At 73.0% G+C, this 18368-nt stretch carries 20 protein-coding genes and 1 tRNA gene; 9 read left to right on the top strand and 12 right to left on the bottom strand.

Annotation, left to right across the window (positions count from 1 at the left end; translation table 11 throughout):
* Nucleotides 1-19: 19 nt before the first annotated feature.
* Complete coding sequence (locus ACGFMM_RS08840) at nucleotides 20-1549, top strand: DoxX family membrane protein (protein ID WP_393644517.1); 1530 nt, start codon at nucleotides 20-22, stop codon at nucleotides 1547-1549.
* A 90-nt stretch (nucleotides 1550-1639) separates the two neighbouring features.
* Here ACGFMM_RS08840 and ACGFMM_RS08835 read toward each other — a convergent pair whose 3' ends face one another.
* From ACGFMM_RS08835 to ACGFMM_RS08825, 3 genes are all read right to left on the bottom strand, one after another.
* Nucleotides 1640-2356 (bottom strand): NDP-sugar synthase, encoded by a 717-nt coding sequence (locus ACGFMM_RS08835; protein WP_393644515.1) that lies wholly within the window; start codon nucleotides 2354-2356, stop codon nucleotides 1640-1642.
* 111 nt (nucleotides 2357-2467) lie between these two features.
* Entirely contained in the window at nucleotides 2468-2881 is a 414-nt protein-coding gene (locus ACGFMM_RS08830) for a hypothetical protein (protein ID WP_393644513.1), read from the bottom strand.
* Nucleotides 2882-3099: 218 nt separating this feature from the next.
* Nucleotides 3100-4197, bottom strand: a complete 1098-nt coding sequence (locus tag ACGFMM_RS08825; RefSeq protein ID WP_393644511.1) for an ABC transporter ATP-binding protein — start codon at nucleotides 4195-4197, stop codon at nucleotides 3100-3102.
* Between the two features lie 182 nt (nucleotides 4198-4379).
* Here ACGFMM_RS08825 and ACGFMM_RS08820 point away from each other — a divergent pair.
* A tRNA-Thr gene (locus ACGFMM_RS08820) sits at nucleotides 4380-4453 on the top strand.
* A gap of 55 nt (nucleotides 4454-4508) precedes the next feature.
* Here the strand turns inward: ACGFMM_RS08820 and ACGFMM_RS08815 are convergent.
* Entirely contained in the window at nucleotides 4509-5906 is a 1398-nt protein-coding gene (locus ACGFMM_RS08815; RefSeq protein ID WP_393644509.1) for an NAD(P)/FAD-dependent oxidoreductase, read from the bottom strand.
* Nucleotides 5907-5986: 80 nt separating this feature from the next.
* On the opposite strand from ACGFMM_RS08815, the gene ACGFMM_RS08810 reads away from it, so the two are divergent.
* Both ACGFMM_RS08810 and ACGFMM_RS08805 read left to right on the top strand, forming a co-directional pair.
* The gene (locus ACGFMM_RS08810) at nucleotides 5987-6895 is read left to right on the top strand and encodes an aminoglycoside phosphotransferase family protein (protein ID WP_393644507.1); all 909 of its coding nucleotides are present in this window, start codon (nucleotides 5987-5989) and stop codon (nucleotides 6893-6895) included.
* Nucleotides 6896-6990: 95 nt separating this feature from the next.
* Nucleotides 6991-7470, top strand: a complete 480-nt coding sequence (locus ACGFMM_RS08805) for a GNAT family N-acetyltransferase (protein ID WP_393644505.1) — start codon at nucleotides 6991-6993, stop codon at nucleotides 7468-7470.
* A gap of 83 nt (nucleotides 7471-7553) precedes the next feature.
* Here the strand turns inward: ACGFMM_RS08805 and ACGFMM_RS08800 are convergent, their stop codons facing one another.
* Together ACGFMM_RS08800 and ACGFMM_RS08795 are read right to left on the bottom strand one after the other, a co-directional pair.
* Complete coding sequence (locus tag ACGFMM_RS08800) at nucleotides 7554-8537, bottom strand: zinc-binding dehydrogenase (RefSeq protein WP_393644730.1); 984 nt, start codon at nucleotides 8535-8537, stop codon at nucleotides 7554-7556.
* A gap of 136 nt (nucleotides 8538-8673) precedes the next feature.
* Complete coding sequence (locus ACGFMM_RS08795; RefSeq protein WP_393644503.1) at nucleotides 8674-9837, bottom strand: FAD-dependent oxidoreductase; 1164 nt, start codon at nucleotides 9835-9837, stop codon at nucleotides 8674-8676.
* Between the two features lie 133 nt (nucleotides 9838-9970).
* Between ACGFMM_RS08795 and ACGFMM_RS08790 the strand changes: the two genes are divergently transcribed.
* Complete coding sequence (locus ACGFMM_RS08790) at nucleotides 9971-10633, top strand: pentapeptide repeat-containing protein (RefSeq protein ID WP_393644729.1); 663 nt, start codon at nucleotides 9971-9973, stop codon at nucleotides 10631-10633.
* Nucleotides 10634-10686: 53 nt separating this feature from the next.
* Here the strand turns inward: ACGFMM_RS08790 and ACGFMM_RS08785 are convergent, their stop codons facing one another.
* The 4 genes from ACGFMM_RS08785 to ACGFMM_RS08770 all read right to left on the bottom strand — a co-directional run bounded on the left by ACGFMM_RS08785 (nucleotide 10687) and on the right by ACGFMM_RS08770 (nucleotide 13665).
* Nucleotides 10687-11187, bottom strand: a complete 501-nt coding sequence (locus tag ACGFMM_RS08785) for a hypothetical protein (RefSeq protein ID WP_393644727.1) — start codon at nucleotides 11185-11187, stop codon at nucleotides 10687-10689.
* Between the two features lie 35 nt (nucleotides 11188-11222).
* Nucleotides 11223-11789, bottom strand: a complete 567-nt coding sequence (locus ACGFMM_RS08780) for a hypothetical protein (protein ID WP_393644501.1) — start codon at nucleotides 11787-11789, stop codon at nucleotides 11223-11225.
* A 92-nt stretch (nucleotides 11790-11881) separates the two neighbouring features.
* The gene (locus ACGFMM_RS08775) at nucleotides 11882-12511 is read right to left on the bottom strand and encodes a response regulator (RefSeq protein WP_393644499.1); all 630 of its coding nucleotides are present in this window, start codon (nucleotides 12509-12511) and stop codon (nucleotides 11882-11884) included.
* Nucleotides 12508-13665, bottom strand: a complete 1158-nt coding sequence (locus ACGFMM_RS08770) for a sensor histidine kinase (protein ID WP_393644497.1) — start codon at nucleotides 13663-13665, stop codon at nucleotides 12508-12510. Before ACGFMM_RS08770 ends, ACGFMM_RS08775 begins: the two co-directional genes overlap by 4 nt.
* Nucleotides 13666-13893: 228 nt before the next feature.
* On the opposite strand from ACGFMM_RS08770, the gene ACGFMM_RS08765 reads away from it, so the two are divergent.
* The 3 genes from ACGFMM_RS08765 (at nucleotide 13894) to ACGFMM_RS08755 (ending at nucleotide 16648) form a co-directional block, all read left to right on the top strand.
* Nucleotides 13894-14436, top strand: a complete 543-nt coding sequence (locus ACGFMM_RS08765) for a heme-binding protein (RefSeq protein WP_393644495.1) — start codon at nucleotides 13894-13896, stop codon at nucleotides 14434-14436.
* A gap of 97 nt (nucleotides 14437-14533) precedes the next feature.
* Entirely contained in the window at nucleotides 14534-15202 is a 669-nt protein-coding gene (locus tag ACGFMM_RS08760) for an ankyrin repeat domain-containing protein (protein WP_393644493.1), read from the top strand.
* A gap of 9 nt (nucleotides 15203-15211) precedes the next feature.
* On the top strand, nucleotides 15212-16648 hold the full coding sequence (locus ACGFMM_RS08755) for a M1 family metallopeptidase (RefSeq protein WP_393644491.1): 1437 nt from the start codon (nucleotides 15212-15214) through the stop codon (nucleotides 16646-16648).
* Here the strand turns inward: ACGFMM_RS08755 and ACGFMM_RS08750 are convergent.
* Both ACGFMM_RS08750 and ACGFMM_RS08745 read right to left on the bottom strand, forming a co-directional pair.
* Nucleotides 16645-17157, bottom strand: coding sequence for a GNAT family N-acetyltransferase (locus ACGFMM_RS08750; protein ID WP_393644489.1), 513 nt, complete (start codon nucleotides 17155-17157; stop codon nucleotides 16645-16647). The genes ACGFMM_RS08755 and ACGFMM_RS08750 overlap by 4 nt on opposite strands.
* Nucleotides 17158-17233: 76 nt before the next feature.
* The gene (locus tag ACGFMM_RS08745; RefSeq protein ID WP_393644487.1) at nucleotides 17234-17809 is read right to left on the bottom strand and encodes a TerD family protein; all 576 of its coding nucleotides are present in this window, start codon (nucleotides 17807-17809) and stop codon (nucleotides 17234-17236) included.
* A gap of 106 nt (nucleotides 17810-17915) precedes the next feature.
* Between ACGFMM_RS08745 and arfB the strand changes: the two genes are divergently transcribed.
* Nucleotides 17916-18350 carry an alternative ribosome rescue aminoacyl-tRNA hydrolase ArfB gene (gene arfB / locus ACGFMM_RS08740; RefSeq protein WP_393644485.1) on the top strand — a complete coding sequence of 145 codons (435 nt, stop codon included), beginning with the start codon at nucleotides 17916-17918 and terminating at the stop codon, nucleotides 18348-18350.
* Nucleotides 18351-18368 lie beyond the last annotated feature (18 nt).

Below are 18368 nucleotides of genomic sequence, written 5' to 3'. Positions count from 1 at the left end.
ACCCACATCACTCGGTTAGATGAGTGTGGACACAAGAACGCCCCGGCCGGGATTCGACGATCAGCCCGCGCTGAGCATGGTCAAAGTGGATTCCGACCCCGCGCAGGTCATCGTGAACCACGCCAGCTTCCGCGTCCGGCTCAGTCCGGCCCAGCAGCCCAGGTTCGCCGTCCCCCGGGCCGCTGCGGCCGGCGCCGGACGGCGGCGCGCCCCCGTCGTATGGACCGGCAGGTCCGCCCCCGGAGCGACCGGACTGCTCCAAGCCGTGCGGGAGTCCTCCGTCTCCACGCTCGAACCGCTGGACACCGGCGCCACCCAGACCATCCCCCGCATCGACCAGACGATGCCCACCCCCGTCGTCCCCGCCGCCCCGCTGCTGCCGCCCATGCGGCGCGCGGAAGGCGCGTACGACGACCTCTACGAGCCGGAGCCGGCCACCGGCGGGTACGGCGACGGCGGATACGGCGGCGCACCCGGCGAGCCCGGCGACGGCGCCGAGGAACGCGCCCGCCGCCACGCCGCCGACCCCCTCCGGCACGCCTACTACCCCGGCCGCCGCATGAACCTCGGCGTGGTGCTCCTCCCGCTCCGCGTCTTCCTCGGCTTCATCTCCATCTACGCCGGCATGGGCAAACTCTGCGACCCCGTCTACTTCGACGGCGGCGAACGCGGCTCCATGGTCAAGTGGCTCAACTCGCTGCACCCCTGGGCCCTCGCCGAACCGCTGCGGGACTTCGCCCTCGCCCACCCCGTCGGCGCCGGCCTCACCGTCGCCTTCCTCCAGGTCGTCGTCGGCGTGCTCACCGTCCTCGGTCTCTGGCAGCGGGTCGCCGCCGTCGTCGGCGCACTGCTCTCCGCCGCCCTGATCCTCACCGTCAGCTGGAAGACCGTCCCCGTCTACGACGCGCCGGACATCATCTACCTCGCCGCCTGGTCCCCGCTGATCATCGCCGGCGCGCCCGTCTACTCCATCGACGGCCGACTCGCCGGCGAGGCCTGGCGCACCCTCGGACCCCGCTCCGAACTCTGGGAACTGCGCCGCCGGGTACTGCGCCGCGGCACGCTCGTCACCGCCGTCGTCATCGGCCTCACCCTGCTCATCGGCTCCATGCTCGGCGGCGCCGTCCGCTCCACCGAGATGGTCACCGTCCCCGGACCCAACGACGACCCCATCAACCACCTGCCCGGCCAGCCGCTCCCGCCCGAGCCGGGCGAGCGCAGCCCCTCCCGCTCCGCCGAATCCCGCCCCGAGCCCTCCCGCACGGGCCGCGAGGGCGCCGAGGACGACGAGCCGAAGGGCGAGTCCTCCCCCTCCGAGACCGTCCGCGAGTCCGGCCGCGTCGACCAGCGGCCCACCGCCACCCAGGGCTCCGGCGCCGACGCGCCCGACCGCTCCGGACCGGCCGCGCCCCCGCCGCCCCCGCCCGGCCCGACCGGCACCGGCGGCGCCGGCGACGGCGGCTCCTCGGACGGCGGCGGCAACGAGGAGGGCGGCTCGTCCTCCGGCGGCGCCGGCAACAGGAACCCGATCGGCGGCCTGCTGGGCTGAGAACGGCCGCAGGAGAACGAGCAGAGGGGCGGTGCACCGGGAAACCGGAGCACCGCCCCTCTCGCATGACGTACGAGTCTCAGGCGGGCGTCAGGTACGCGTACCCGCCAGCTCCTTCGCGGCCTCGGTGAGATCCTTGGCGGTGTCGATGGCCCGCCAGTACGCGCCCTGCGGCAGCGGATAGCCCGCCAGCCGGCGCTCCCGGGCCAGCCGGGGGAACGTGGTCCGCTCGTGGTCCCCGCGCTCGGGGAGCTGCTCGGTGAAGGCCGCGGAGAAGACGTACACGCCCGCGTTGATGAGGTACGGGGACGGCGGCGCCTCGATGAAGTCCGTGATGTGGCCGAAGGCGTCGGTCTCGACGGCGCCCCAGGGGATGCGGGGGCGGGCCAGGGCCAGCGTGGCGGTGGCGTCCCGCTCCGCGTGGAACTCGGCCATGTCGCGGAGCGAGAAACGGGTCCAGATGTCGCCGTTGGTGGCGTACCAGGGCTGCGCCGGCTCGGGCAGATGCGCGGCGGCGTACTTGAGGCCGCCGCCGCGGCCCAGCGGCTCCGACTCGACGACGGTGGTCACCCGGAGCGGCAGTTCGGCGCTCTCCAGCCAGTCCTGGAGCACCTCGGCGAGGTGGCCGCAGGAGACGACGGCGTCCGTGACGCCCTCAGAAGCCAGCCAGGAAAGCTGATGGCCGATGATCGGGGTCCCGGTGCCCGGGATCTCGACCATCGGCTTGGGGCGGTCGTCGGTGTAGGGGCGCAGCCGCGAGCCCTGACCGCCCGCCAGGACCACTGCCTGGGTCGGAGAGGTATGCATACGGCGAACGATATGCGCCGCCTCGTGGAGAGACGGGTACGGCGCTCGGGAGACGCCGTACGGGGCGGCTCGGAAGGCGGCTCAGGCGGCTCAGGACGCGGCTCAGGCGGCTCAGGAGGCGGCCATGACGCCGGTCGCGAAGGACGTGTCGCAGACCGGGCGGGAGAAGGACTGGGCGCGCGTCGGGCCGTACTGCTTCACGGCGGCGCGGCCGAGAGCGCGGGCGATGTCCATGCAGTGCCTGGCGAGCGACGGACGCGCCTCGACCTCGCGCTGGAGGTGCGTCAGCGCCGTGCCGGGGTCCTTCTGCTGAAGCTCCGCGAGCAGCCGGTCGCGCAGAATATCCTGCGGTGCACGGGACTTGGCGGGGGTCGAGACGTCCGCGGAGGACGCGGTCAGCATCTGGGTCCCCTGGGCCTGTCCGGCCCACGGAACGGCGGACACAGCGAGCGTTCCGGAGAGCACCAGGACGACGGGCAGGACGAGTGCGAGAGAGCGGCCGATGCGGCGGGCTGTGTGGGTCACGGAGCGAGCGTAGCGGCCGGTAGTGATATGGCGACATTTAGTCACTCTCGCGAGGGACGGTTCGAGGCGGCCTTTCGATTCCCGTGTTGACGCGACGACGTCGGGATCACCCGATATTCATGGACATCCATCGACTCGGGCGGAAACGCACAGCGGCCCCGCACCTGCAACAGGTACGGGGCCGCTCGGCGCTACGGGCGCGGGGCGGGGGCCCTTCGTCAGCCGCTGAGGCGCTCGCCGGTGGAGGTCGAGAACACGTGGATCTCGCCGCCGCGCGGCACGACGTGCAGCTCGGAACCCTTCTCCGGGACGTTCCGGCCGCCGACGCGCACCACGAGGTCCTTGTCCGCGCCGCCGACGCGGGCGGAGCCGTACACGTAGCCGTCGGCGCCCAGCTCCTCGACGACGTTCACGGAGACGGCGAGACCCTCGTCGCTGTCGGCGCCGGACACGTCGAAGTGCTCGGGACGGACGCCGACGGTGACGGTCTTGTCGCCCTTGGCGGAGGCGGCGGAAAGCGCCTCGCGGGACACGGGGACGACGCTGTTGCCGAACTTCACGCCGCCGTCGGTGATCGGCACCTCGACCAGGTTCATGGCGGGGGAGCCGATGAAGCCGGCGACGAAGAGGTTGGCGGGCTTGTCGTACATGTTGCGCGGGGTGTCGACCTGCTGGAGCAGACCGTCCTTGAGCACGGCCACCCGGTCGCCCATGGTCATGGCCTCGACCTGGTCGTGGGTGACGTACACGGTCGTGATCCCGAGCCGGCGCTGCAGCGAGGCGATCTGCGTACGCGTCGAGACGCGGAGCTTGGCGTCGAGGTTCGACAGTGGCTCGTCCATGAGGAACACCTGCGGCTCGCGCACGATGGCACGGCCCATCGCGACACGCTGCCGCTGACCGCCGGAGAGCGCCTTCGGCTTGCGGTCCAGGTACTCGGTCAGGTCGAGGATCTTCGCGGCCTCCTCGACCTTCTGCCGGATGGTGCCCTTGTCCACGCCGGCGATCTTGAGCGCGAAGCCCATGTTCTGGGCGACGGTCATGTGCGGGTACAGCGCGTAGTTCTGGAACACCATGGCGATGTCCCGGTCCTTCGGCGGCAGGTGGGTGACGTCACGGTCGCCGATCCGGATGGACCCGCCGTTGACGTCCTCGAGCCCCGCGAGCATGCGGAGCGAGGTGGACTTGCCGCAGCCGGACGGCCCGACGAGCACGAGGAACTCGCCGTCCTCGATCTCGATCTCGAGCTGGTCGACGGCAGGCTTGGTGGCACCCGGGTAGAGCCGGGTTGCCTTGTCAAAGGTGACAGTGGCCATGGTGATGCGTCCCTTCACCGGCAGGAACGTGCCGGACGATCCGAGTGGAAGGAAGGATTGAGGTCTAGTCCACCAGGGTGAACTTCCCGTGACGGTACCTGGCCGCGCCCGATCTGTCAGCACCTGGCAGTGGCGGAATTCCCCGTCTGAGGTGGGCGACCGTTGGTTACACTGCACTGGCTGCCGCCTTAGCTCAGTTGGCTAGAGCGCTTGACTTGTAATCTTGAGGTCGTCGGTTCGATTCCGACAGGCGGCTCTGAGAAGGCCCGGGTTTTGTGACCCGGGCCTTTTTGTGTTGGTGGGGGTGGGGGTCAGCGGCCGGTGAGGTGGTTGGCGGCTTTGGCCAGGGGGGAGGTGGTGGGGGTGTGGGTGGTGGCTTCCTGGCGGTCGGCGGTGCGGTAGGCGGCGTACATGGCCTGGACGCCGAGCCAGCGGAGGGGTTCGGGTTCCCACTTGCGGACCTTGTGGTTGACCCAGGGGAGGGTGGTGAGGTCGGTGGGGCCGGCCTGGCCGGAGTCCTGCTGGATGAGGTCGCGCAGGGTGCGGGCGGCGAGGTTGGCGGTGGCGACGCCGGAGCCGACGTAGCCGCCGGCCCAGCCGAGGCCGGTGGAGCGGTCGAGGGTGACGGTGGCGCACCAGTCGCGGGGGACGCCGAGGACGCCGGACCAGGCGTGGGCGATGCCGATGCCTGCCAGTTGGGGGAAGAAGCGGGTGAGGATCTCGCGGAGTGCGTCGATCGTCTGGGGCTGGGTGCGGCCGTCGTTGTCGGTCTTGGAGCCGTAGCGGTAGGGGACGCCGCGGCCGCCGAGGGCGATGCGGCCGTCGGCGGTGCGCTGGGCGTACATGTAGGCGTGGGCCATGTCGCCGAGGGTCTCCAGGCCGTTCCAGCCGATGTCGTCCCAGAGCTCTTCGGAGAGCGGTTCGGTGGCGATCATCGAGGAGTTCATGGGGAGCCAGGTGCGGCGCTGGCCTGCGAGGGAGGCGGTGAAGCCTTCGGTGCAGCGGAGCACGTAGGGGGCGCGGACGGTGCCGTACGGGGTGACGGCGTGCTTGGGTCTGATCTCGGTGACCGGGGTCGACTCGTGGATGGTGACGCCGAGGGCTTCCACGGCTGCTGCCAGGCCCTTGGCCAGTTTCACCGGGTGCAGGCGGGCGCCGTGCGGGGTCCAGGAGGAGCCGACGGCGCCGGAGACGCGGATGCGTTCGGCGGTTTCGCGGGCGCCGAGGAGTTCGCGTTCCTTCTCGCCGAAGGCGAGTTCGCGGGCGTGGAACTCCTTGAGGCGGGTCAACTGCGCGGGGGTGAGGGCGACTTCGAGGACGCCGCCGCGGTGGATGTCGGCGTCGATGCCTTCGGCGGCGCAGGTGTCGATGACTTCGGTGACGGTGTGGTTCATGGCCTGCTGGAGGCGGGCGGCGGGTTCGTGGCCGTGGACGCGGGCGTGGCGGTCGCGGCCGGCGATGCCGTTGTAGAGCCAGCCGCCGTTGCGGCCGGAGGCGCCGTATCCGCAGAACTTGGCTTCGAGGACGGTGATGTTGAGGAAGGGCACGGCCTTCTTGAGGTAGTACGCGGTCCACAGGCCGGTGTAGCCGCCGCCGACGATGCAGACGTCGGCCGTGGTGTCCCCGGGGAGCGGTTCGCGGGGCGCCGGGGTGCCTTCCTGCGCGTACCAGAACGAGATGCCGCCGTTGACCGTGACCGTGCTGCTCATGCTGTTCCTCGTGCGCCGAAAGGGGATGCGGGGTGGGTGTGCGGGGCACGCCGGGGTGTGCCGGTGTCTAGCATTCCGGCGTGATCGAGATTCCGGAAGCACTGGTGGAGACGCAGTTGCAGTTCAACGGGGACGCGGGTCGGGCCTTCGTCGACGCCTTGCCGGGCCGGGCGGCGTTTTTCCTCGACACGTGGGGGTTGCGGCTGTCCGGGCCGTCGATGTACGGGATGGCCTCGCTGGTGCTGCCGGTGACGCGGACCGCCGACGGGACGCGGGCGGCGCTGAAGCTGCAGCTGCTCGACGAGGAGACGGCGGGGGAGGCTGCGGCGTTGCGTGCCTGGGGCGGCGACGGGGTCGTGCGGCTGCTCGACGAGGATCCGGGGACCGGGACGCTGCTGTTGGAGCGGCTCGACGAGGGGCGGCATCTGTCGTCGCTGGAGGACGGGCGGGAGGCGACGCGGATCCTGGCGGGGCTGCTGGCGCGGCTGGCCGTGGTGGCGGCTCCGGCGGGGTTGCGGATGTTGGGCGACGTCGCGGCGGGGATGCTGGAGCGGGTCCCGGCGGCGGTGGCCCGGCTGGGGGCGGAGGACGGGCGGCTGCTGCTGGACTGTGCGGCGGCGGTGCGGGAGGTGGCGGGGGAGCCGGGGGACCGGCTGCTGCACTGGGACCTGCACTACGACAACGTGCTGGCGGGGGAGCGCGAGGCGTGGCTGGTGATCGATCCGAAGCCGTTGGCCGGGGATCCGGGGTTCGAGCTGTTGCCGGCGCTGGTCAACCGGTTCGAGGGGCCGGGTGAGGTGCGGTGGCGGTTCGATCTGCTGACGGAGACGTTGGGGCTGGACCGGGAGCGCGCGCGGGCGTGGACGCTGGGGCGGGTGTTGCAGAACGGGTTGTGGGAGGCGGAGGCGGACGCGGAGGGCGGCGAGGGCGGGCTGGACGGGCTGGACGGGGTCCAGGTGTCCGTGGCACGGACTTTGCTGGGTCGGTAGGCGCGTCCGGGGTGTGGACTGCGGTGGCCCGGTTGGCGCGTCCGGGGTGTGGACTGCGGTGGCCCGGTTGGCGGTTGGCAATTCATGCTGATCACATGATTCGTACGGCTACACCTGCAGACATTCCTGTCATTCACGCGATGGTCCGCGAGCTCGCGGAGTACGAGAAGGCGCTCGACGAGGCGCGGGCGACGGAGGAGCAGCTTCACGAGGCGCTGTTCGGCGAGCGGCCGGCGGCGTTCGCGCACATCGCGGAGACCCCGGAGGGGGAGGTGGCGGGGTTCTGTCTGTGGTTCCTCAACTTCTCGACCTGGCGCGGGGTGCACGGGATCTATCTCGAGGATCTGTACGTGCGTCCGGGGCATCGTGGCGGCGGGTACGGCAAGGCGTTGCTGACGCAGCTGGCGCGGATCTGCGTGGAGCGCGGGTACGAGCGGCTGGAGTGGTCGGTGCTGGACTGGAACGCGCCGTCGATCGCGTTCTACGAGTCGCTGGGCGCGCGGCCGCAGGACGAGTGGACGGTGTACCGGCTGACGGACGGGGCGCTGGGGGAGTTGGGGGCGGCGGGGGTGTAGGTCCTCGTCTTCCGTGGTTTACGAGAGCGGCCCGGTTCCGTGGGGACCGGGCCGTTCTCGTAGGTGCGTGCGGGGTTCCGTGCTTACGGGATGAGGACGACCTTGCCCGTCGTGCCGCGGGTTTCCAGGGCGCGGTGGGCGGCCGCGGCTTCGGCGAGGGGGAAGGGGTGGACGGCGGGGCGGAGGCGGCCGGCGGCGGCTTCGGCGAGGGAGCGGGTCTCCAGGGCGCGCAGGCCGCCGGCCTTCTCGAGCATCTGCGGGCCGAGGGGGCTCGTGGAGGTGATGCCGCGGGTGGCGAGCTCCTCGTCGGTGAAGGTGAGCGGGGCGGCGTCGGGGGCCCAGCCGTAGGCGAGGTGGGTGCCGCCGGGGCCGAGGAGGTCGACGGCGGCGCGGGCGCTGTCGCCGGCGACGGCGTCGAAGACGGTGGTGAGGGTGCGGTCGCCGAGGAACTCCCGTACGCGGGCGGGCCAGTCGGGGTGGGTGTAGTCGACGGCGAGGTCGGCGCCGTTGTCGTGGACACGGGCGGTCTTGGCGGGGCCGCCGGCGAGGCCGATGACGGTGGCGCCGGCGTTCTTGGCGTACTGGACGAGGAGGGTGCCGATGCCGCCGGCGGCGGCGGTGACGAGGACGGTGTCGCCGGGGCCGGGTTCGGCGAACTGGAGGATGCCGAGGGTGGTGCGGCCGGTGCCGATCATGGCGACGGCCTCGGCCGGGGTGAGGCCGTCGGGGATCGGGTGGAGGCGGTCGGCGTCGGTGACGGCGGCCTCGGCGTAGCCGCCGGGGACGAGGCCGAGGTGGGCGACGACGCGCCGGCCGAGCCAGGAGGGGTCGGTGCCGTCGCCGAGGGCGTCGACGGTGCCGGCGACCTCGCGGCCGGGGATGGTGGGGAGTTCGGCGGCGGCGGGGAAGGGGCCGCGTTCGCCGCTGCGCAGGGAGGTGTCGAGGACGTGGACCCCGGCCGCGGCCACGGCGATGCGGACCTGGCCGGGGCCGGGGGTCGGGGTCTCGGTCTCCTCGTAGGTGAGGTTCTCGGCGGGGCCGAAGGCGTGCAGGCGGATGGCGTGCATGGTGAGTGTCGTGGTCTTGGTGGTCTGGGTGGTCTTGGCGGGCGTGGTGGACATCGTGGGCTCCCCGGGGCGGACGGTGCGGTCTTCTGTCGGTGTGAGCCCAGCTTTCAACCTCAAGCGAAGTTGAGGTCAACCCTCAGGCCGCCAAAGGCGCGGTGGAGTGCTTGAGGGCGAGCGAGACGGCCTCGATGGCGCTGTTGAAGGACACCTCGGAGAGCACGCCGGGCGCGGCGACCTGGTCGCCGACGAGGTAGACGCCGTCGCCGCGGTCGATGGCGGGCCGGTCGCGCCAGGTGGTGCCGGGGCGGTCGACCGCGCCGGTACGGCCGTTCGCGACGGCCTCGCGGCGCCAGACGGTGCGCTCGCGCCAGCCGGGGAAGCCGAGGTCGAGGAGGCGTTCGGCGTGGGCGACGCCGTCGGCCTTGGAGCCGTCGGGGCCGATGGGCAGCTGGGCCTGGACGAGTTGCCGGCCGGCGGGGGCGAGTCCGGGGTCCTGGGCGGTGAAGCGTTCCACCCAGCCGGGTGCGTCGAGGTCGGAGATCACGAACGGGTCGCCCTTACGGGTGCGCAGCGCCAGGTCGAACAGGACGGTGCGGCCGCTCTCCCAGGTCAGGCGGGGCTCGCCGAGGAGGCGGCCGGCCGCGGCGAGGGAGGTGGCGACGACGACGGGTCCGTCGCCCAGCGGCAGGGAGCCGACGCGGGAGCCGGCCTCGATGCGTACGCCGAGGTTCCAGGCACGGGCGGTCATCCGCTCGACGAGCTGTCCCCAGCCGCCGCGGATGTACCGGGCCTCGGGCGGCAGCGAGGCGGCGCGGTGCAGCCGCTCCTGGACGAAGCGGGCGGAGAGCGCGCCGGGGTCGTGATGGAAGAGCGCGACGCCGCTGTAGTGGGCGGCGGCGCGGGCGGTGTCGGGGCCGGCGATGCGGGTGGCCCAGGTGAGGAAGTCCTCGTCGACGGGGGCCTGTTCGGGGGTGCGCAGGGTCTGCCGGAGGAAGCCCAGCGGCGGGGTGCGGCGCAGGGCGCCGTTGCGGTGGAAGCGGAACCGCGCGGCTTCGAGCGCGGGCAGCGCGGCGAGCGGTCCGAGCAGGTCGCGCTGCTTGAGCCAGGTCCAGTGGGGTCCGCCGTCGTACAGGGCGTGGGGGCCTTCGTTCGTCTTGTACGGGCCCTCGGCGGTCCGCGCCCGTCCGCCGAGCGTGTCGTGCGCCTCGTGCAGGGTGACGCGCGCGCCGGCTTCGGCGGCGGTGATGGCGGCGGTGAGTCCGGCGAAGCCGCCGCCGACGACGGTGAGGTGCTGCTGCATGGCTGGTGTCCCTTCGCTGAGGTGTCAGGCATGCGACGGCCGGGGGGCTTCGGTTTGTGACATCCGGGCGCTGTCAGTGGTGCACGTCACACTGAGTGGTGCTGGGTGAGGAGTCGACCGGGAGGACGTGGCGGTGGCGGGAAAGCGGGCGGTGGCGGCGGCGCGGCGGCCGGAGGTGCGGCTGCCGCCGCTGGAGGCGTACGAGGGCGGACTGGAGCCGGACGGGGACTACGACGGGCTGGAGTTCGCGGGGCGGGACCTGGCCGGGCAGGACGGGGCGGGGGCGCGGTTCCTGGACTGCGCGCTGCGGGACTGCGCGGTGGACGAGGCGCGGCTGACGGGAGCGCGGTTCCTGGACTCGGTGCTCGACGGGGTGCGGGGCGTGGGGACGGACCTGGCGTCGGCGACGCTGCGGGACGTGGAGGTGGTGGACGCGCGGCTGGGCGGGGTGCAGCTGCACGGGGCGGTGCTGGAGAGAGCGGTGGTGCGGGGCGGGAAGCTGGACTACCTGAACCTGCGGGCGGCGAAGCTGCGGGACGTGGTCTTCGAGGGCTGCGTGCTTGCGGAGCCGGACTTCGGGGGCGCGGAGCTGGTGCGGGTGGAGTTCCGGGAGTGCGTGGTGACCGGGGCGGACTTCGGCGGGGCGCGGATGCAGGACGTGGACCTGCGGTCGGTGCAGCGCCTGGAGATCGCGCGGGGCGTGGACGCCCTGTCCGGCGCGGTGATCAGCACGCCCCAGCTCCTCGACCTGGCCCCGGTGTTCGCGGCGGCACTGGGGGTGCGGGTGGAGGACTGAGGGGCTGAGGGGCTGAGGGGGCCGAGGGCTGAGGGGGTGTGGGTGGCGGCCGGTTAACGGAGGCGCGGGAAGCGGGACTGGAGGTCCCAGATCACGGGGTTGTCGCCGAGGCCCTCGTGCATGTCGGTGAGGTCGGCGACGAGGTCGTGGAGGAAGTCGCGGGACTCGCGGCGGAGTTCGGCGTGGTTGAAGGTGAGCGGCGGCTCGTCGCCGGGCATCCAGTCGGCCTCGACGTCGACCCAGCCGAAGCGGCGCTCGAAGAGCATGCGGTCGGTGGACTCGGTGAAGTCGAGTTCGGCGTGCTGGGGCTGGGAGGCGCGGCTGCCGCGGGGGTCGCGGTCGAGCCGCTCGACGATGTCGCACAGCGCCCACGCGAAGTCGAGCACCGGGACCCATCCCCAGGCTGTGGACACCTCGCGGTCCGCCTTCGTGTCGGCGAGGTACACGTCGCCGCAGAACAGGTCGTGGCGCAGGGCACGGACGTCCGCGCGGCGGTAGTCCGTCTGCGGGGGGTCCGGGAAGCGGCGGGAGAGGGAGTAGCCGATGTCGAGCACGTGGTCGATGGTGTCACGGCCGCGGCGGGGCTGTGTCACGGCCGCCGCGGGCCGCCGGGCCGGCGGCGGGCGCCGACACCGTGGTGGCGGGCGTACGCGGCCGTCGCCAGGGCCAGCAGGGGGCCCGTCGCGGCCAGCGGGGCGTAGGTGAGGAGCATCAGCGGGCGGCCGGAGGAGGACAGGTACGAGTCGGGGGTGACGAAGAAGAACAGCACGAGCTGGCTCAGGCAGAACAGGGTGACCAGCGCGGCCAGGACGCGGCCCGTCCGGACCGCCGTGCGGGGGTTCGGCACGGGGAGGCGGCCGGTGACCACCAGGAGCGGGAGCAGGGCGGCGCACTCCTGGAGGACGGTCAGGCCGACGACGTAGGCGACGCCCCAGCCGGGGATCCCGTACACGTCGCGCAGCACCTCCGCGCTGTACCCGACGGGCAGTTGGGCCGCCATCGCCAGCCGCCACAGCCCGGACGGCACGGTGCACAGGGCGAGCAGGCGTGCGGCCCGACGGGCGGTACGCAGGTGGTCGACGGCCGGGAGGGAGGCCGCCGGCAGGGCGTCGGCGGCCGGGTGGGCGGTGGGTGGTGGGAGCGGTGGTGTCGGCATGTGCTCAGGGTTGTCGGTCCCGCCGGGCCGGTCCTCGGCCTGGGCGGCGGACCTTCTCCGCCGTGCGGCGGAGGGGCCCTCCTGCGCCCGTGCTACGGCAGCAGGCGCTTCTCCTTGGCCACCGCCACCGCGCCCGCGCGGGTGTCGACGCCGAGCTTGGCGTAGATGCGGCCCAGGTGGGTCTTCACCGTGGCCTCGCTGATGAACAGGGCACGGGCGATCTCGCGGTTGCCGAGGCCCTGGGCGAGCTGCGCCAGGATGTCGCGTTCGCGGTCCGTCAGCGAGGGGCCGGCGGCGCCGCGCATCCGGTCCATCACCCTGCTGGCCACGGGAGCCGACAGGGCCGTGCGGCCCTCGGCCGCCGAGCGGATCGCGGAGAACAGCTCCTCGGGGCGTTCCGCCTTCAGGAGGTAGCCCGTGGCGCCCGCCTCGATCGCCCGCGTGATGTCGGCGTCCGTGTCGTACGTCGTCAGGACCAGGACGTGGACGTCCGGCGTGGCGATCCGCCGGGTGGCCTCGACGCCGTCGATGCCGGGGCCCAGCTGCAGGTCCATCAGCACCACGTCCGGCTTCAGCTTCGCGGCCATCGCGACGGCCTCCTCGCCGCTGCCGGCCTCGCCGACGACCTCGATGCCGTCGGCGCTGCCGAGCAGCGCGAGCAGGCCGGCGCGGACCACCACGTGGTCGTCGCACAGCAGGATGCGTACCGAATCCGAAGTCACTCTTCCGTCTCCAGGGGGATCAGGGGGATCGCGGCGGACAGGACCGTGCCCTCGCCGGGGGCCGACTCAATGGTGAGCGCGCCGCCGAGCTGGCGCACCCGCGCCCGCATCGCGGGCAGGCCGTGCCCGCGTACGCCCGCCGTCCCGGTGCGGCCCGGTTCGAAGCCGCGGCCGTCGTCGGCGATGTCGAGGACGACCTGGTCGTCGAGGTACGTGAGGGTCAGCGCGGCGGAGGTGGCCGCGGCGTGTTCGCGGACGTTCGCCAGCGCGCCCTGCGCGATCCGCAGCAGCGCCGACTGGACCCGCTCGGGCACGGGCACCGCCGTTCCGTCGACCCGGAACCCGGCCGATTCGCGGGCCGCGAGCCGCCGCAGTGCCTCCTCCAGGCCGCCGCCCTCCGCGAGGTCGGCGGGCGCGAGGTCGTGGACGAAGCGGCGGGCCTCGGCGAGGTTGTGCTCGGCGATCGACTCGGCGGTGCGGACGTGCCGGCGCGCGGTCTCCGGGTCGCTGTCCCAGGTGCGGTCGGCGGCCTGGAGCAGCATCTGCTGGCTGGACAGGCCCTGCGCGAGGGTGTCGTGGATCTCCATCGACAGGCGCTGGCGTTCAGCCAGCGTGCCCTCGCGGCGTTCGATCGCGGCGAGTTCGCGGCGGGTGCGGACCAGGTCGTTGATCAGGGCCCGTTGCCGGTCGGCCTGCCGCTGCGCGTGCACGAACACGGCGGTCGCGATGGCCGCCACCGCGGGCGGCGCGACGAGCAGGTTGGGGTCCCAGCCGCCGAGGTCGACCTGGGCGGCGACCACGAACGCGGTGAGCAGGGTGACCAGGACGAGCGCGGCGCGCGGTGGCAGCGTGCGCATGCCGGTGTAGAAGAGCGGCACGGCGCACCACGCGAAGCTCGGGGCGAGCACCACGAGGACGACCCACACGGCCACCACCGTGACCAGCCAGGCGATCCGGCGCGGCGTCGCGCGGGTGCCGAGCACCGGGCCGAGGAGGTACAGCGAGGCCAGCGCCCCGCTCAGGGCGATGATCCACGGGCTGCGGTCCTCCCAGGGGTGCCGCAGCAGGAACCGGACGAGCGAGGCGCCGAGCAGCAGGAAGAACGCGAGGTGCATGACGCGCGCCAGCCAACGGGCGTCCGGGTCGTGCTCCATCGTTCACCTTCCGAACTTCCGAAACCCGTCTGACCTGGTGGTACAGGTCCATGGTGGCCCCAGGGGACCAGTGCGGCATCAGCCGATCGGTTGACCCCGGCGTCAGCCGTCCCGCGCGCCGACGGCAGCCGGTCCGAGGACCGGAGGGGACGGTCTGCGGCACCAGCATGGATGACGAAGCGAACGAATCGCGCCGCTGAGGACCTGAGGACTCGAAGGAGCCCCACCATGAAGAAGAAGCTCTGGATCGGTGCCGCCACCGCCGCCGTCGTCGCCGCCGGCACGTTCGGCGCCGTCTCCGCGAACGCCTCCGCCCCGGCCGCCGCTCCCGCCGTCGCGATGAAGGCCGATGTCGCGAACGACAACCTCATGCAGACCACGCACCTGACCGTCGAGGCCGCCACCGAGGCCGCGCAGGCCGCCCTGGACGCCGCGAAGGCGGAGAACCAGCGCGTCTCCGTCGCGGTCGTCGACCGCAACGGCAACACCATCGTCACCCTGCGCGGCGACGGCGCCGGCCCGCAGTCGTACGAGTCGGCCGCGAAGAAGGCGTACACCGCCGTCTCCTGGAACGCCCCGACCTCCGAGCTGGTCAAGCGTCTGGAGAACGCCCCGAACCTGAAGGACATCCCGGGCACCCTGTTCCTCGGCGGCGGTGCGCCGGTGCAGGTCAAGGGCGCGCCGATCGCCGGCATCGGCGTGGCCGGCGCCCCGAGCGGCGACCTGGACGAGAAGTTCGCCCGCGCGGGCGTCGCCTCCCTCGACAAGTAAGCGGGACGGCACGATGACCCCGGTGGCGTTCCGGACCCCCGAACGGGACGCCACCGGCCTGCTCGTTCGGCTCGCGGCCCATGGACGGAGGAAGGGCATGACCAGGAACGAAGCGAACCGGCGGCTGCTCGACGCCGCCCGCCGCGGTGACGCCGACGGCGTACGCACCGCGCTCGCGGACGGCGCCGCCGTCGAGACCCGCGACGAGGAGCTGCGCTCCCCGCTGCTGCTCGCCGCCCTCGGCGACCATGTGGCCGCCGCCCGCGTCCTGGTCGAGGCCGGCGCGGACCCGGACGCGCAGGACAGCCGGCACGACAGTCCGTGGCTGGTCACCGGCGTGACCGGCAGCGTGGCGATGATGCGGGTGCTGCTGCCGGCCGGCCCCGATCTGACGCTGCGGAACCGGTTCGGCGGGGTCGCGTTGATTCCGGCCTGCGAGCGCGGGCACGTCGAGTACGTGCGGGCGCTGCTTGCGGAGACTGCGATCGACGTCGACCACGTCAACGACCTCGGCTGGACGGCGCTGCTGGAGGCCGTGATCCTCGGCGACGGCGGCCGCGCCCACGCGCAGACCGTCGAGCTGCTGCTCGCCCATGGCGCGACGCCCGACCTGCCGGACGGCGACGGCGTCACCCCCCTCGCGCACGCCGAGCGCCGTGGCTTCACCGCCCTCGCCGCACTGTTGCGAGACGCAGTGCCGCGGGACGCCGTGCCGCGCGACGCCCGCCAGCCTGCCGGCACGCGCCCGCCCGGCCTCCGTGCCTAAGATCGGCGGGTGGAACCCCGTATCGCCTCCCGCCCGCGTCGGCTCGCCGTGCGGGCGGCGCCCGTCGCCGCGGCGCTGCTGCTGCTGGCCGGCTGCAGCGTCGGCGTGGAGGGGACGCCCGGCGCGGCCGGGCTGCGCGACCCGTACTTCCCGAAGCTGGGCAACGGCGGGTACGACGTACGGCACTACGCGCTGAACCTCGCCTACGACCCGAAGACGGGGCGGCTCGACGCGACCGCCGACATCACCGCCGCCGCGACGCAGGACCTCAGCGCCTTCAACCTCGACCTGTCCGGGCTCACGGTCCGCAGTGCCGCCGTCGACGGCGCGCCCGCCGCCTTCCGGCGGGCCGGCGACGAGCTGACGATCCGGCCGCGTGAGGAGCTCGACAAGGGCACGGTGTTCCGTACGCGGCTCGTCTACTCCGGGGTCCCGGAGACGGTCACCGACGCGGACGGCTCCGAGGAGGGCTGGCTGCCCACCGCCGACGGTGCGCTCGCGGTCGGCGAACCCACCGGCTCCATGGCCTGGTTCCCCGGCAACCACCACCCCTCCGACAAGGCCACGTACACCGTCACGCTCACCGTCCCCGCCGGCCTGAAGGCGGTGTCCAACGGCCGCCTGGTCTCCGAGCGCACCGCGAACGGCCGGACCACCGCCGTCTGGAACGCGCCGGAGCCGATGGCGAGCTACCTCGCCACCGTCGCCATCGGCACGTACCGGACGAAGACCGGCACTGCCCGGGCCGGGAAGCCCGCCGACGTGCCCGTGCTCAGCGTGATCGACCCGGCCGCCGCCGACGCCGAGGCGGACGCGCTGCTCGCCCGGATCCCGGAGATCCTGGACTGGCAGTCCGAGAACTTCGGCCCGTACCCGTTCTCCGCCGCCGGCGCGATCGTCGACCGGGGCGGTGACCTCGGCTACGCCCTGGAGACCCAGACCCGCCCGGTGTTCCCGCGCACCGCGTTCGACACGGCGACCCTCGTCCACGAGCTCGCCCACCAGTGGTACGGCGACTCGGTCACGCCCGAGACGTGGCGGGACATGTGGCTCAACGAGGGCTTCGCCACGTACGCGGAATGGCTGTACGCGGAGGACTTCGAGGACATCCCGGCGCAGGAGAGCTTCGACGAGGCCTTCGCCGACGACGCCAACTGGGCCTTCCCGCCCGCCGATCCGCCGGCCGCGGAGAACATCTCGGACGCGCCGGTGTACGGCCGGGGCGCGATGGTGCTGCAGAAGCTGCGGCAGACGGTCGGCGACGACACGTTCTTCGAGATTCTGCGCGGCTGGCCGGCGAAGTACCGCTACGCCAACGCCTCCACGGACGACTTCACCGCGTACGTCGAGGAGACGGCGGGCGAGGACGTGGCGCAGGAGGACCTGGACGAGGTGTGGGACGTGTGGCTGTACGGGGACGGGAAGCCGAAGAGCCCCGAGGGCTAGAGCTGCTTGCGCAGCACGATGCAGGGGCGGCCGTGGGCGAGGTCCGGGCGCCGGGCGGTCTCCGTGTAGCCGAGCGCGGTCCAGAAGACGAGCGCGCGGGGGTTGTTCTCCAGGACGGCGAGCTTCAGGCCGGTGCGCCCCGCGGCGCGGAAGCGGTCCTCGACGGCGGCGGCGAGGCGGCGGCCGTGGCCGGCGCGGTGTTCCGCCGCGTGGATCATCAGCAGGCCCAGCCACGGGTCGGGTTCGGCCGGGTCGGGGTGGTGCGCGAGGGTGACGGCGATACCGGCCAGGCGGCCGTGCGTGCGGGCGAGCAGCACCTCGCAGGAGGGCTGGGCCAGTTCGTCGGCGAGGGCGGCCGCGACCTGGTCGACGGTGATGTCGTCGGGGTCCGGGAAGTCGCCGCTGAGCTGCTGGAACGCGTGGTTCGAGGCGTACAGCGCGGTGAGTTCGACGAGCAGCGGACCGGGCAGGTCGTGCGGGTCCCCGGCGACCAGGGGTTCGACGATCATGCGGGCCAGCGTAGGGCCCCGGCGCAGGTGGCGCGGGGGCCCTACGGCAGGTGTGGCGTCGGCCGGGTCAGCGGACTCAGATGCTGACGCCGAAGTCGCGGGCGATGCCCTCCAGACCGGCGGCGTAACCCTGGCCGACCGCGCGGAACTTCCACTCCTGGCCGTTGCGGTACAGCTCGCCGAAGACCATGGCGGTCTCGACGGCCGCGTCCTCGCTGAGGTCGTAGCGGGCGATCTCGGCGCCGCCGGCCTGGTTGAGGATGCGGATGTAGGCGTTGCGCACCTGGCCGAAGTTCTGCGAGCGGGTGACCGCGTCGTAGATGGAGACCGGGAAGACGATCTTGTCGACGTTCGGCGGCAGCTGGGCCAGGTTGACGTTGATCTGCTCGTCGTCGCCGCCGCCCTCGCCGGTGCGGTTGTCACCGGTGTGGACGATGGTCTGGTCCGGCGTGGCCTTGTTGTTGAAGAACACGAAGTGCGCCTCGGAGGCGACCTTGCCGGTGGCGTCGACGCCGATGGCGGACGCGTCGAGGTCGAAGTCGGTGCCGGTGGTCGTACGGACGTCCCAGCCGAGGCCCACGGTGACGGCGGTCAGACCCGGCGCCTCCTTGGTGAGGGAGACGTTGCCGCCCTTGGAGAGGCTTACAGCCATGGGAAGTCCCTTTCATCGTGGTGTCTTCGCTACGCACTAACGCGTATCGAGGTCCGGTGGTTCCACCGCGAAAAAAGGATGACGTGCGGGAGCCCGTCCGGGGAACATGGAAGGCATGTCCGGTCCCTATCCGATCCGAGGCTCCGTCTCCCTTCCGGAGGCCGAGCTCATGTGGCGTTTCTCGCGGTCGTCCGGGCCGGGCGGGCAGCACGTCAACACCAGTGACTCGCAGGTCGAACTGCGCTTCGACCTCGCGGCGACGAACGCGCTGCCGCCGGTCTGGAAGGAGCGGGCGCTGGAGCGCCTCGCGTCCCGGCTGGTCGGCGGGGTGCTGACCGTACGGGCCTCCGAGCACCGCTCGCAGTGGCGCAACCGCGAGACGGCGGCGGTCCGGCTGGCCGCGCTGCTCGCCGAGGCCACCGCGCCGCCGCCGAAGCCGCGTCGCGCCACGAAGATCCCGCGTGGCATCAACGAGCGCCGGCTGCGGCAGAAGAAGCAGCGCGCCGAGACCAAGCGCGGCCGCCAGGGCCGCGACTGGTGACGCGCCGGTAGGCACGGG

It is taken from the genome of Streptomyces sp. NPDC048604, assembly GCF_043199435.1.
Lineage (GTDB): Bacteria > Actinomycetota > Actinomycetes > Streptomycetales > Streptomycetaceae > Streptomyces.
The sequence above is the reverse complement of the archived record's forward strand: the minus strand, read 5'-3'. Positions and strand labels throughout refer to the sequence as shown.